The 13336-nt window shown below is 39.5% G+C and carries 15 protein-coding genes and 1 other annotated feature; all 15 genes read right to left on the reverse strand.

What is annotated here, in order from left to right; genetic code table 11:
- Positions 1–77: 77 nt before the first annotated feature.
- The 15 genes from rpoB to epsC all read right to left on the reverse strand — a co-directional run bounded on the left by rpoB (position 78) and on the right by epsC (position 13156).
- Positions 78–3653, reverse strand: coding sequence for a DNA-directed RNA polymerase subunit beta (gene rpoB, locus AMS59_RS05825; protein WP_199777674.1), 3576 nt, complete (start codon positions 3651–3653; stop codon positions 78–80).
- A 241-nt stretch (positions 3654–3894) separates the two neighbouring features.
- Positions 3895–4497, reverse strand: a complete 603-nt coding sequence (locus tag AMS59_RS05830) for a class I SAM-dependent methyltransferase (RefSeq protein WP_053482822.1) — start codon at positions 4495–4497, stop codon at positions 3895–3897.
- A gap of 76 nt (positions 4498–4573) precedes the next feature.
- On the reverse strand, positions 4574–4933 hold the full coding sequence (gene rplL, locus AMS59_RS05835; protein WP_053482823.1) for a 50S ribosomal protein L7/L12: 360 nt from the start codon (positions 4931–4933) through the stop codon (positions 4574–4576).
- A 72-nt stretch (positions 4934–5005) separates the two neighbouring features.
- Positions 5006–5506 carry a 50S ribosomal protein L10 gene (gene rplJ / locus AMS59_RS05840; RefSeq protein WP_053482824.1) on the reverse strand — a complete coding sequence of 167 codons (501 nt, stop codon included), beginning with the start codon at positions 5504–5506 and terminating at the stop codon, positions 5006–5008.
- A 32-nt stretch (positions 5507–5538) separates the two neighbouring features.
- Positions 5539–5685 (reverse strand) — a sequence feature (ribosomal protein L10 leader region).
- Between the two features lie 61 nt (positions 5686–5746).
- Positions 5747–6445, reverse strand: a complete 699-nt coding sequence (gene rplA / locus AMS59_RS05845; RefSeq protein WP_053482825.1) for a 50S ribosomal protein L1 — start codon at positions 6443–6445, stop codon at positions 5747–5749.
- A 119-nt stretch (positions 6446–6564) separates the two neighbouring features.
- Complete coding sequence (gene rplK / locus AMS59_RS05850; RefSeq protein ID WP_004233593.1) at positions 6565–6990, reverse strand: 50S ribosomal protein L11; 426 nt, start codon at positions 6988–6990, stop codon at positions 6565–6567.
- Between the two features lie 225 nt (positions 6991–7215).
- Positions 7216–7749 carry a transcription termination/antitermination protein NusG gene (nusG, locus tag AMS59_RS05855; protein WP_049662801.1) on the reverse strand — a complete coding sequence of 178 codons (534 nt, stop codon included), beginning with the start codon at positions 7747–7749 and terminating at the stop codon, positions 7216–7218.
- 505 nt (positions 7750–8254) lie between these two features.
- The gene (gene secE, locus AMS59_RS05860; protein ID WP_053482826.1) at positions 8255–8440 is read right to left on the reverse strand and encodes a preprotein translocase subunit SecE; all 186 of its coding nucleotides are present in this window, start codon (positions 8438–8440) and stop codon (positions 8255–8257) included.
- Positions 8441–8488: 48 nt separating this feature from the next.
- On the reverse strand, positions 8489–8635 hold the full coding sequence (gene rpmG / locus AMS59_RS24085) for a 50S ribosomal protein L33 (RefSeq protein ID WP_082337404.1): 147 nt from the start codon (positions 8633–8635) through the stop codon (positions 8489–8491).
- A gap of 77 nt (positions 8636–8712) precedes the next feature.
- Positions 8713–9360, reverse strand: a complete 648-nt coding sequence (sigH, locus tag AMS59_RS05865) for an RNA polymerase sporulation sigma factor SigH (RefSeq protein ID WP_053482827.1) — start codon at positions 9358–9360, stop codon at positions 8713–8715.
- A 68-nt stretch (positions 9361–9428) separates the two neighbouring features.
- A complete protein-coding gene (locus tag AMS59_RS05870) occupies positions 9429–9941 on the reverse strand; it encodes an NYN domain-containing protein (RefSeq protein WP_053482959.1) in 513 nt (170 codons plus the stop codon).
- A 2-nt stretch (positions 9942–9943) separates the two neighbouring features.
- Positions 9944–10696, reverse strand: a complete 753-nt coding sequence (rlmB, locus tag AMS59_RS05875; protein ID WP_053482828.1) for a 23S rRNA (guanosine(2251)-2'-O)-methyltransferase RlmB — start codon at positions 10694–10696, stop codon at positions 9944–9946.
- A complete protein-coding gene (locus AMS59_RS05880; RefSeq protein WP_082337405.1) occupies positions 10696–11136 on the reverse strand; it encodes a Mini-ribonuclease 3 in 441 nt (146 codons plus the stop codon). The genes rlmB and AMS59_RS05880 overlap by 1 nt, the downstream gene beginning before the upstream one ends.
- The gene (gene cysS / locus AMS59_RS05885; protein ID WP_053482830.1) at positions 11121–12521 is read right to left on the reverse strand and encodes a cysteine--tRNA ligase; all 1401 of its coding nucleotides are present in this window, start codon (positions 12519–12521) and stop codon (positions 11121–11123) included. The genes AMS59_RS05880 and cysS overlap by 16 nt, the downstream gene beginning before the upstream one ends.
- Positions 12518–13156: a serine O-acetyltransferase EpsC gene (gene epsC / locus AMS59_RS05890; RefSeq protein WP_082337411.1), complete on the reverse strand. Its 639-nt coding sequence runs from the start codon at positions 13154–13156 to the stop codon at positions 12518–12520. Before epsC ends, cysS begins: the two co-directional genes overlap by 4 nt.
- Positions 13157–13336: the final 180 nt, after the last annotated feature.

Consider the following 13336-nt stretch of genomic DNA (forward strand, 5'->3'; position numbering starts at 1 on the left):
AGGGCGTTAAATCCTGCCCGACTAATTTGAAAAATAACTTTGACCGTGCTCACAAAAATGTGAACTAACGTTTTCCATTATTCAAAAGACTCTACTGGCTCTTCTTCTTTATCTTGCTGTGGTGCAATGTTAAGAGCATCAGCTGGTTGAAGATCATCTTCCTCGTCTAAGTCGCGAAGCTCTACCTCTTCATCATTGACCGTTAACATCTTCACATCCATACCAAGAGATTGAAGTTCTTTAATCAATACTTTGAATGATTCAGGAACGCCTGGCTCTGGTACACTTTCACCTTTAACGATTGCTTCGTATGTTTTCACACGACCAACAACGTCGTCGGATTTAACTGTTAAGATTTCTTGAAGTGTGTAAGCAGCACCGTATGCTTCAAGTGCCCATACCTCCATCTCACCAAAACGTTGTCCACCGAACTGTGCTTTACCACCAAGTGGCTGTTGAGTAACAAGTGAGTAAGGACCAGTTGAACGTGCGTGAAGTTTATCATCAACCATGTGAGCAAGTTTGATCATGTACATAATACCTACTGATACGCGGTTATCAAATGGTTCACCTGAACGTCCATCATACAGGATTGTTTTACCATCACGGTTCATACCTGCTTCTTCCATTGTTTCCCAAACATCTTCCTCGTTGGCACCATCAAATACTGGAGTTGCCATATGAACGCCTAAGTAACGAGAAGCCATACCTAAGTGTAGCTCTAAAACTTGTCCGATGTTCATACGAGAAGGTACGCCAAGTGGGTTTAACATGATATCGACAGGAGTTCCGTCTGGCATGAATGGCATATCCTCTTCCGGTAAGATACGAGAGATAACCCCTTTGTTACCATGACGTCCGGCCATTTTGTCCCCTACGCGGATTTTACGTTTTTGAACAATGTAAGCACGAACTAATTGGTTAACACCTGGTGGCAACTCATCGCCATCTTCACGGTTAAATACTTTAACATCAAGAATAATACCGCCAGCACCATGTGGTACACGTAATGAAGTATCACGAACTTCACGAGCTTTTTCACCGAAGATAGCATGTAATAGGCGTTCTTCAGCAGTTAATTCTGTAACTCCTTTAGGTGTTACTTTACCTACAAGAATGTCACCATCACGAACTTCTGCACCGATGCGGATGATACCACGTTCGTCTAAGTTACGAAGCGCATCTTCCCCAACGTTTGGAATATCACGAGTGATTTCTTCAGGTCCTAATTTTGTATCACGAGATTCTGATTCATATTCTTCAATATGAACAGATGTATAAACATCGTCTTTTACTAGGCGCTCGCTCATGATAACAGCATCCTCATAGTTAAAGCCGTTCCAAGTCATGAACGCAACAAGTACGTTACGACCAAGAGCAAGTTCACCATTTTCCATAGATGGACCATCTGCTAAAATGTCACGAGGTTTCACACGTTCGCCAACTTTTACAAGTGGACGTTGGTTGTATGAAGTACCTTGGTTAGAACGAATGAATTTTTGTAATTTATATTTTGTTAAATCGCCTTTAACCTCTTTACCGTCTACGACTTCAATGCGGCGAACATGGATAGAGCGAGCTTCAACATGCTCAACAATACCATCATATTTTGCTACTACAGCCGCACCTGAGTCACGCGCATCAACGTGTTCCATACCAGTACCAACGAATGGTGCTTCTGGGTTAAGAAGAGGAACTGCTTGACGTTGCATGTTGGCACCCATAAGTGCACGGTTCGAGTCATCGTTTTCTAAGAACGGGATACATGCAGTCGCAGCTGACACTACTTGTTTAGGAGATACGTCCATGTAGTCCATTTGCGATTTGTTAAATACTGTATTATCCCCACGGAAACGACCTACTACTTCGTCTTTAGCAAATGTACCATCAGGATTTAATAGTGAGTTCGCTTGTGCTACATAGTAGTTATCTTCTTCATCAGCTGTTAAGTAATCAATTTGATCCGTTACTTGACCTGTTTCATGGTCAATACGACGATAAGGTGTTTCAATGAATCCGAATTTATTTACTTTGGCAAATGAAGATAATGAGTTGATTAAACCAATGTTTGGACCCTCTGGTGTCTCGATTGGACACATACGACCATAGTGAGAATAGTGAACGTCACGTACTTCGAAACCAGCACGCTCACGTGTTAAACCACCAGGTCCTAATGCAGATAGACGACGCTTATGCGTTAACTCTGCCAATGGGTTTGTTTGGTCCATGAATTGTGATAATTGAGAGCTACCAAAGAACTCTTTAATTGACGCAATTACCGGACGAATATTAATTAATTGCTGTGGTACGATCGCAGCTGTATCGTTAATAGACATACGCTCACGTACTACACGTTCCATACGAGATAAACCGATACGGAATTGATTTTGTAAAAGCTCACCAACAGAGCGTAGACGACGGTTACCTAAATGGTCAATATCATCTGTTGCCCCTACTTGGTAAAGTAAGTTAAAGAAATAACTTACTGAAGATAATACGTCAGCAGGCGTAACATTCTTCACTTCTTCATCGATGTACGCATTACTAATAATATTGATTTCTTTTTGCGCTTCATCTTTCGGTGCATAAATTTTAATAGACTGGATTGTTACGTCATCTTCAAGCACTCCACCTACTTGTGATAAAGTGCGGTAACCGATACCTTTTGATGTATCTTCTAGATACGGTAAGATTTTATCTAAAGTACGACGGTCAAGAACTGTACCCTTCTCTACTAAAATTTCGCCTGTCTCTGGGTCTACAAGCGTTTCAGCAATCGTTTGGTTAAATAAACGATTTTTGATATGAAGCTTTTTATTCATTTTATAGCGACCAACATTCGCTAAATCATAGCGTTTTGCATCAAAGAAACGAGAGTATAATAAACTCTTCGCACTTTCAACTGTTGGTGGCTCACCTGGACGTAAACGTTCATAGATTTCTAAAAGTGCTTTTTCAGTACTTTCAGAGTTATCCTTTTCTAACGTATTACGTAAATATTCATTGTCACCGATAATATCGATAATTTCTTGGTCTGAACCGAAACCTAACGCACGAAGTAACACAGTTACTGGTAGCTTACGAGTACGGTCAATACGCACATACACTACATCTTTCGCGTCAGTTTCATATTCTAACCATGCACCACGGTTCGGAATAACTGTCGCTCCGAAACCTTTCTTACCGTTTTTATCAGTTTTATCATGAAAATACACACTTGGTGAACGAACTAATTGTGAAACGATAACGCGTTCAGCACCATTGATAATGAACGTACCTGTCTCTGTCATTAATGGGAAGTCACCCATGAAGACATCCTGTTCCTTCACTTCGTCTGTTTCTTTGTTGTAAAGACGTACTTTCACACGTAATGGAGCTGCGTAAGTAACATCTCGCTCTTTACACTCATCGACATCATACTTAGGATCTCCTAACGAATAATCGATGAATTCTAATGAAAGATTACCTGTAAAGTCCTCGATCGGCGAAATGTCACGGAACATTTCACGTAAACCTTCTTCAAGGAACCACTCGTAAGACGCCGTTTGAATCTCAATCAGATTTGGAAGCTCAAGCACCTCGTTAATACGCGCAAAGCTTCTACGCTGGCGGTGTTGTCCATACTGAACTAGTTGACCTGTCAACTCATTCACCCCTCAATAAAGCGATATTAGGTCTTTGCAAAATCATACAAATAGTGTATGATTTCGAAAGACAAAAAGAAAACGAGTCTTCAAAAAGATCTCATTTTCGGTTAACTAAACTTATCTTGGCAAGTATACCCACATTATAACAATCATATACAAAAGGGCATACGACCTCAAAATAATATTTTTGCATTGTATCATATTATCATAGCCGATTTGTCAAGTCAATAATTTATGCATATTTCACTTATTTTTTCGCACGTACTATCCAGTACCCTTTTTTCTTCTCCACAACATCGACTTTGGAAAATTTTTCTTCTAAGTAACTTACCGTTGATGGTGCACCCTGCTTCTTCTGTATTACTACCCACAGCTCACCAGATGACACTAACTGATCATAAGCTCCATCGTAAAAGCGGAAAATTGTTTCCTTTCCTGCGCGAATTGGAGGATTGGTTAAAATAGCTGCGGCGTTTACATCATTGTCAACCATCGATAGTCCGTCACTCACAAATATCCGTACATTTTGAACACCGTTTATTTGCGCATTTTTTTGCGAGAGCGCAACAGCACGTTCATTGATATCCATCATAAAAACGGTACGGTCTGGGTTTGTTTTGGCAATCGATAATCCGATCGGCCCGTACCCACACCCCACATCAAAAATCGCACCATCAATATCAGGCATTTGAAAAGCATCTATTAAAACACGGGATCCAAAATCTACTTCGCTTTTACTAAATACACCTGCATCCGTTTCAAAGGAAAACATATGCCCTAACAACTTAAATGTCCAGTGACGAGGTTTACTCTCAGTTTGAGGCTTACTCGTATAATAGTGATCTGACATTTTCACGCCTCCTCAGAATGAAGAAAAAAGCTCGCCACAATGACGAGCTTTCCTTTTGTTTAAAAGTAACGCGAGATTACTTAACTTCTACAGATGCGCCAACTTCTTCAAGTTTAGCTTTGATTTGATCAGCTTCATCTTTAGAAACGCCTTCTTTAAGAGCTTTAGGAGCGTTATCTACTACTTCTTTAGCTTCTTTAAGACCTAAACCAGTGATTTCACGAACCACTTTGATTACTTTAATTTTTTCAGCACCAGCTGATGCTAATACTACGTCAAACTCAGTTTTTTCTTCAGCAGCGCCAGCAGCAGCACCTACTACTGCTACAGGAGCAGCAGCTGTTACACCGAATTCTTCTTCGATAGCTTTTACTAAATCGTTTAATTCAAGAACTGTCATAGCTTTGATAGCTTCTAAGATTTGCTCTTTGTTCATTATAATTTCCTCCTAAATGGATAATGTTTTATTGTTGCGGATCATGCCGCAGAAGTTATAGTGCGTACGAAATTACGCGCCTTGTTCTTCTTTTTGTTCTGCAACAGCTTTTGTTGCAAGTGCGAAGTTGCGCACTGGAGCTTGAAGTACAGATAAAAGCATAGAAAGAAGACCATCGCGTGATGGAAGTTCTGCAAGTGCTTTAACATCTTCAACAGAAGAGATTGTACCTTCAATAATACCTGCTTTAATTTCTAAAGCTTCATTTTTCTTAGCGAACTCGTTGATGATTTTAGCAGGAGCTACAACATCTTCATTTGAGAACGCAATTGCGTTAGGACCAACTAATACGTCATTGATTCCTTCAAGACCAACAGCTTCAGTAGCACGACGCGTTAAAGTGTTTTTATAAACTTTGAACTCAACGCCAGCTTCACGAAGTTGTTTACGAAGTTCAGTTACTTGCGCAACGTTAAGACCACGGTAATCCACAACTACTACAGAAGCAGCATTTTGGAATTTCTCAGTAATCTCTTGAACTTGTGCTTGTTTGTTTTCGATAACTTTGCTCATGATGACACCTCCTATTAGAATGGGTCATTTATACCGACAAAAGAAAAGCCTCTGGGTCAAATAGACACAGAGGCTGAAAGTCATCATCTTTAAAATAAGAATCCGAATTCCGCTGTCCTCGGTAGGATCATTAAGTGACAAGTCACTCCTACTGTCTACGGTACAAATGGATGATTCACAACAGCAACCATCTTATCATAGATAGACAGCGCCGTCAACAGATTTATATAAAAACTTTAATTATTTTACTACTACACTTGAAGCGTCAACTTTAAGAGCTGGACCCATTGTAGTTGTAACGTTTACAGACTTCATGTAAGTACCTTTAGCAGCAGCAGGTTTTGCTTTTTGCACTACATCAAATACAGTTAAGAAGTTTTCTACTAAATTTTCTGTAGAGAAAGAAACTTTACCGATAGGTGCGTGGATGATACCAGCTTTATCAGCACGGTATTCTACTTTACCAGCTTTAATTTCCGCGATAGCTTTTGTTACATCGAAAGTAACTGTACCAGTTTTAGGGTTTGGCATTAAACCTTTAGGTCCTAATACACGACCAAGTTTACCAACTTCACCCATCATGTCAGGAGTTGCAACGATTACATCGAAATCGAACCAACCTTGTTGGATTTTTTGGATGTATTCTGCATCGCCTACATAGTCAGCACCAGCTGCTTCTGCTTCTTTAAGTTTTTCACCTTTAGCGAATACTAATACGCGTTGAGTTTTACCAGTACCGTTTGGTAACACTACTGCACCACGGATTTGTTGGTCGTTTTTACGAGTATCGATTCCTAGACGGAAAGCAACTTCTACAGTAGCGTCGAAGTTCACTGTGCTAGTTTTTTGAGCAAGTTCGATTGCTTCTTGAGCGCCGTATAGTGTGTTACGGTCGATTAATTTTGCTGCATCTTGCAGTTTTTTACCTTTTTTAGCCATTATATAATTCCTCCTTGATTGTGGTTATAGCGGATTTTACCTCCCACGAATAAAGGTTGCGCGTTCACAAAGAAACTCCGCAACCTTCCAAAAAACAAATACATCATCAAGTAATGGGATTAGTCTTCGATAACAATACCCATGCTTCGTGCAGTACCTTCAACCATTAACATAGCAGCTTCTACTGAAGCAGCGTTAAGGTCTGGCATTTTAGTTTCAGCGATTTCGCGAACTTTATCACGTTTAACCGTTGCCACTTTTTTACGATTTGGTTCACCAGATCCAGATTGGATACCAGCTGCTACTTTAAGTAGTACTGCTGCAGGTGGAGTTTTTGTAATGAAAGTGAATGAACGATCCTCGAATACTGAAATTTCAACTGGAATAATAAGACCAGCTTGGTCTGCAGTACGCGCATTGAATTCTTTACAGAATCCCATGATGTTCACACCCGCTTGACCTAATGCAGGACCAACCGGTGGTGCTGGGTTTGCTTTACCAGCAGGGATTTGAAGTTTAACAACTTTAATAACTTTTTTAGCCACGAGACACACCTCCTTAAGTCCGTGATGTGGTAATTGGGTTGCCCCTCCCACTCAATATCTGTCTGTCAGCTAAGTGCCGATAACATTAAAATTATCAATACAGATGTCAAACCAAAGTATGACAATCTGACCTAGAAATGATACCACTTTTAATTTTTTTAAGCAAGTAGTAATTATTAAAATCTGCGACATACGTCTTAGACATATGTCACCTTAGTTACAGAACTACATTTTTTGTATTTGCTCAAAATCTAGTTCCATAATAGTTTCGCGACCAAACATATCGACAGAAACTTTCACTTTTCCTTTTTCAGTATCAATTTCTTCAACACGTCCTTGGAAGTGAGCAAAAGGCCCTTCTAATACTTCTACTGCTTCTCCAACAGAAATATCAATCTCGACAATTTTATCAGTCATTCCCATTTGCTGAAGTAGACGATCCGCTTCTTCAGGTAACAAAGGTGTTGGCTTTGCACCACCACCAGATGAACCGATAAAGCCAGTTACACCTGGCGTATTACGTACAACATACCACGAATCATCTGTCATAATTAGCTCTACTAAAACATAACCTGGGAAAACTTTACGCATCATAGTACGCTTTTTCCCATCCTTCATTTCTGTTTCTTCATGTTCAGGTACGATAACACGGAAAATCTTATCTTGCATACCCATTGTTTCTACACGTTTCTCTAGGTTTGCTTTTACACGGTTCTCATATCCTGAATACGTATGAACAACATACCAATTTTTCTCCATAACTACTAGGACTTCTCGTCCGTCCCTCCCTTACTAAATCAATTACGCCTTGGCGTAATTGTGTCTGGATTTTGTATTGTGCTTGCACAATTGGTTCCTTCCAAAATCCGTGACATCTGCCAGCGGCTTTATCTTCATTCAGTCGGTGTTTGGACACCTACCAATAAGGAACTGCATTTGCATTCAACCTACCACTTTTAGAAGCAGGAATCTTCTACTGAATGATGATAAAAGTGAAAATGAATCACGATATGCTAAGCGCATTCTTTACTCTTTTCACAAACTGCTTATTAGAAAAACATAGCTTCCGCTAATAGCTAGCGAAAGCCCGATGATATATACCAAATCTAGCATAGTCATCTATCGCTACCCTCATACTATTCCTAGTAGCATACTTACACATATTGAGAATATTTTACTGCTGTTTACTTCATAAAACAAACGAAAAAACCCGTTTATTGTAATGACGGGCTATTTCAGAAGTATTAACATGCTATTTACTAAATTATAGATCTAAATACCAGCGGAATAATGATGAAATGCCTAAGTCTACTAACACAAAAAATAAAGCCATAATTACAACAGTTGAAATTACAACAACCGTATATTTCGTCAGTTCTTTACTTTTTGGCCAGCTTGTTTTGCGCATTTCCGACATTACATTGCTGAAAAAGCCTTTAATCTTGCCCATTCTAGCCTAACCTCCGAATCAATCATTTCTGTCTATTTACAAATCATTTTATAGCGTTTGTTTATGCACTGTATGTTCATTGCAATGCGAGCAAAATTTCTTTAATTCGAGGCGTACGGTTGAATCTCCCTTAGCTGGAAACGTATAATTTCTCGATCCGCATTTTTCGCAATTTAGAACGACTTTTTTTGCCATATAATCACCTTTTCGGCACTTTGTCTTTTTCCAGACTAACACCTATATTTGTCAATGTCAATAAAGGCATACAACCGCTAAGACATTTCTTCAAGAACTAAATGTCGCTCTAATTTACGCTTTACTCGTTGTAAAGCATTGTCAATAGACTTCACATGACGATCTAATTTCGCGGAAATTTCATGATAAGACTGTCCATCTAAGTATAGAGCTAACACTTGTAGCTCCAATTCACTTAAAATCTCACCCATCTTTTCTTCTAAGTAGTCAAATTCTTCTCTATGAATCATTAATTCTTCCGGATCATCCATAATAGCACCGGTTAACACATCCATTAATGTACGATCTGACTCCTCATCAAAAATAGGCTTGTCCAAAGACACGTAAGAATTTAGTGGTATATGCTTTTGTCTTGTAGCTGTTTTAATAGCCGTAATAATCTGTCTTGTAATACATAGTTCAGCAAAAGCTCGAAAAGAAGCAAGCTTATCTCCCTTAAAATCGCGAATGGCTTTATATAAACCAATCATGCCCTCCTGGACAATGTCTTCCTTATCTGCACCAATTAAAAAATAAGATCTAGCCTTCGCTCTCACTAACAAACGGTATTTCGTAATTAAATAATCCAACGCATCTGTATTACCTTGATGCACCATTTCAATAAGTTCTTCATCATTGAATCGTTCAAAATCTTGTGTCACTTGTACAATACTATTTTTAAACATGGTATCACCTCAGCCACAACAGATAATTAGGAACAGTATAACTGAATTGGAAAATATGCGTCAATCAATCATTTCAAACCACGCCGCCATTTTTCGAAGGCCAAAGCAACATCGGGCTTTAACTCTATGCGAGAAGGCGGCTTGCTATCCTGTTTTCTTTTCACATCATGAGAAATTTTATGCTGGATAATACCCATATCAATTTCTAGCTCTCTTGCCGATTTTCGCAGAGCACCATTACCAAAAATAACATTTTGCTCTGCCATATCAGAGGTTGCTACGTGAATCTGTACATTTCTAGCTTTTAGTTCGTGTGTCATTTTTTCAATACGTTCATCTGCTGTTTCGTTTTTCCGTGTATATATGACTTCGACATCATTTTCTAAATAAGTTTGCTCCACACCCGGTACAAGATGTGCGTCAAAAACTATAATTACGCGCCATCCGATAGCGGCCTTATACTCAGCCATAAGCTCAATCAATCTTCTACGGGCATCTTCAAAATTCGTATCTCGTAATGGCCGTAGCTCTTTCCAAGCTCCTATCATATTATAGCCATCAACAAGCAAAATGTCGTTCATTGTCAATCATTCGCTTCTTGACGTTTACGATACACTTCGTACATTAAGAGTGCAGCAGCTACCGATGCATTTAATGATGTGACATGCCCAACCATCGGTAAATGATATAAAAAGTCACATTTCTCTTTTAATAAGCGGCCCATCCCTTTGCCTTCACTACCAATAATAATCGCAAGCGGCAATGTTGCATCCATTTTACGATAGTCTGCAGAACCTTTGGCATCTGTACCTGCAATCCATACCCCTCGTTCTTTTAGCTCATCCACCGTCTGCGCTAGGTTATTTACACGCACAACAGGTACATGCTCAATCGCTCCAGTTGATGCCTTTGCCACTACAGCTGTTAAACTCACAGAACGGCGCTTCGGAATAATAATGCCGTGCGCACCTATCGCATCAGCAGTTCGCATAATAGAGCCTAGATTATGCGGGTCCTCTAGCTCATCCAAAATCAAGAAGAATGGATCTTCTTGTTTTTTTGCCGCCGCAGCAAATAAATCCTCTAGCTCTGCATATCTATATGCTGCAACAGAGGCAACTATTCCTTGGTGATTGGCATCCGATAATTGATCCACCTTTTTTTTCGGGACAAATTGAACGATGACTCCACGTTCTCGTGCTAAATCTAGAAGTTCATTAACCCCTGATTTTTTCACACCTTCTGCAATCCATACTTTATTCATATCGCGGCCTGAACGAAGTGCTTCTAACACTGGGTTTTTACCGGCAATAATTTCACCATTTTGCTCTGCCATTAATTCGACACTCCTTTCGATTCCTCGATTATTTGAATAGCGTATGCAATGATTGCATACACGCGTTCTAATTCATTTAATAAATATAAACTACCAAGCACAGCCTCAAAGCCTGAGCTATTACGGTATGTTTGAACATCTGTATTTTTTGGCACAGAACCGGATTTGGCATTGCGTCCACGACGGAACACAGCCAACTCCTCCTCTGTTAAAAAGCCTTCATCCATCATTCGATGTACAATCATAGATTGCGCCTTCGCTGATACGTAACGTGTCGCTTCTCTATGAAGTGTATTAGGTTTGACACGGCCGGCACGTAGCAAATGCTCTCGTATCTTTTGTTCTAATACTGCGTCTCCCATATAGGCTAACGCTAATGCATTCAATTGCTTAACATCTTCGTTGCGGAGTTTATCCAAGTTACTTACCCTCGTTTCCATCTAGTTCCTTGTCGCGTATCTTCTAAAATGATACCTTGCGCTTGCAAATGGTCACGAATTTCATCTGAACGAGCAAAATCACGATTTTTACGAGCTTCTACACGCTCCTGCAAAAGTGCTTCAATTTCTTCGTCTAATAACTCTTCTTCTTTTGCGAATTCAATACCTAAGACGTCACCTAACACCTCAAAAGTTTCAGTAAAACTCAATAATACTTTTTCATCAGTATTCGTTTCATTTAAATAAATATTGGCGATACGTGCTAATTCAAATAATACAGAAATAGCATTAGCTGTATTAAAGTCATCATCCATTGCTTCTTCAAATTGAGCTTTTTGTTCAGCAATTTTTTCAAGCCATTCTTCTGAGTGATCGCCTAAGCTCGCCGTTGCTGTTAAACGATGTTTCACATTGTTGTAGGCAGTACGAATTCGTTCTAACCCATTTGCGGCTGCATCTACTAAATCCTTTGCAAAGTTAATCGGATGACGATAATGCACAGAAAGCATAAAGAAGCGTAGAACTTGTGGGTCAATTTGTTTACGAATATCATTAACGAGTATAAAATTACCGAGGGATTTGGACATTTTTTCATTATCAATATTAATATACCCATTGTGCATCCAATAACGCGCAAATGTTTTATCATTATGAGCCTCAGATTGTGCAATTTCATTTTCATGATGCGGGAATGTTAAATCTTGCCCACCAGCATGAATATCAATAGTATCTCCTAGATGCTCACGCGCCATTACTGAGCATTCAATATGCCAACCTGGACGTCCTTTGCCCCAAGGACTTTCCCAGTAAATTTCGCCTGGCTTCACAGCTTTCCATAGAGCGAAATCTAACGCATCATCTTTTTTCTCGCCTGCTTCTATACGAGCACCAATTTTTAAATCATCCACCGATTGATGAGATAATTTACCATAACCATTAAATTTACGAGTTCGATAATAAACATCACCAGCTGACTCATAAGCATAGCCTTTATCGATTAAAACTTGAATAAATTGAATGATATCATCCATATGCTCTGTGACGCGTGGATGCACATCTGCTTTCTTGCAGCCTAACGCTGTAACATCTTCAAAATATGCGGCAATAAAGCGCTCCGTTAATTCATGGACTTCTTCTCCAAGTTCGTTTGCAGCCTTAATAATTTTGTCGTCCACATCTGTGAAATTTGAAACAAATTTCACATCATAGCCTTTGTATTGAAAATAACGACGCACTGTATCGTAAACAATTACAGGTCGTGAATTCCCGATATGAATATAGTTATAAACTGTCGGGCCACAAACGTACATTTTTACTTTGCCTTCTTCCAGCGGTACGAAAGTTTCCTTTTGTCGTGTTAATGAGTTGAAAATTTGAATACTCATTGTGCTTCTCTCTCCTTTTGTAAGCGTTCGATTTCCTGATGCAATGCTGCAATCTGCTTCTCGAAAGCTTGACAACGTTCTTCTACAGGGTCAGGAATATTTTGATGGTCTAGTTTTTTCTCTAAACGGACTCCATCCTTAATCACTATTTTACCAGGAATACCGACAACTGTAGCATTTGGTGGCACTTCTTTTAAAACAACTGAGCCTGCACCAATTTTACTATTTTCACCAATTGTAATAGAACCTAAAACTTTTGCACCTGTTGCAACTAGTACATTATCCTCTAAAGTCGGATGGCGTTTTCCCTTTTCTTTTCCTGTCCCACCTAAAGTTACACCTTGATACAACGTTACATTATCACCAATCTCACATGTTTCACCAATGACAACGCCCATCCCGTGGTCAATAAAGAAACGTCGACCGATTTTCGCTCCAGGATGAATTTCAATTCCAGTAAAGAAGCGACTAATTTGTGAAATGGTACGGGCTATAAAATAAAAACGCTTTTTAAAGAACCAATGGGCAACTCGATGTGCCCAAGTAGCGTGCAGACCTGAGTATGTTAGTATCACTTCGAGTACACTGCGTGCTGCTGGATCATTCTCAAAAATTGTTTCTACATCTTCCTTCATTCTTTTAAACACAAAAAGCTCCCCCTTTTCATTTTGATCTGCCTTGACCCTTTGAAAACCCCACACAAATCAACTGCATCCCTGGCCTTTAAACTCTAGCTGACGTTGATTTCACCACAGAGTTAGTCGAGCAGAACTTAGCGCATCCATCGCTTCAAGTCACATGTCCAGAAAATAAAA

Origin of the sequence: Lysinibacillus sp. FJAT-14745, from assembly GCF_001275675.1 — a bacterium.
GTDB lineage: Bacteria > Bacillota > Bacilli > Bacillales_A > Planococcaceae > Lysinibacillus.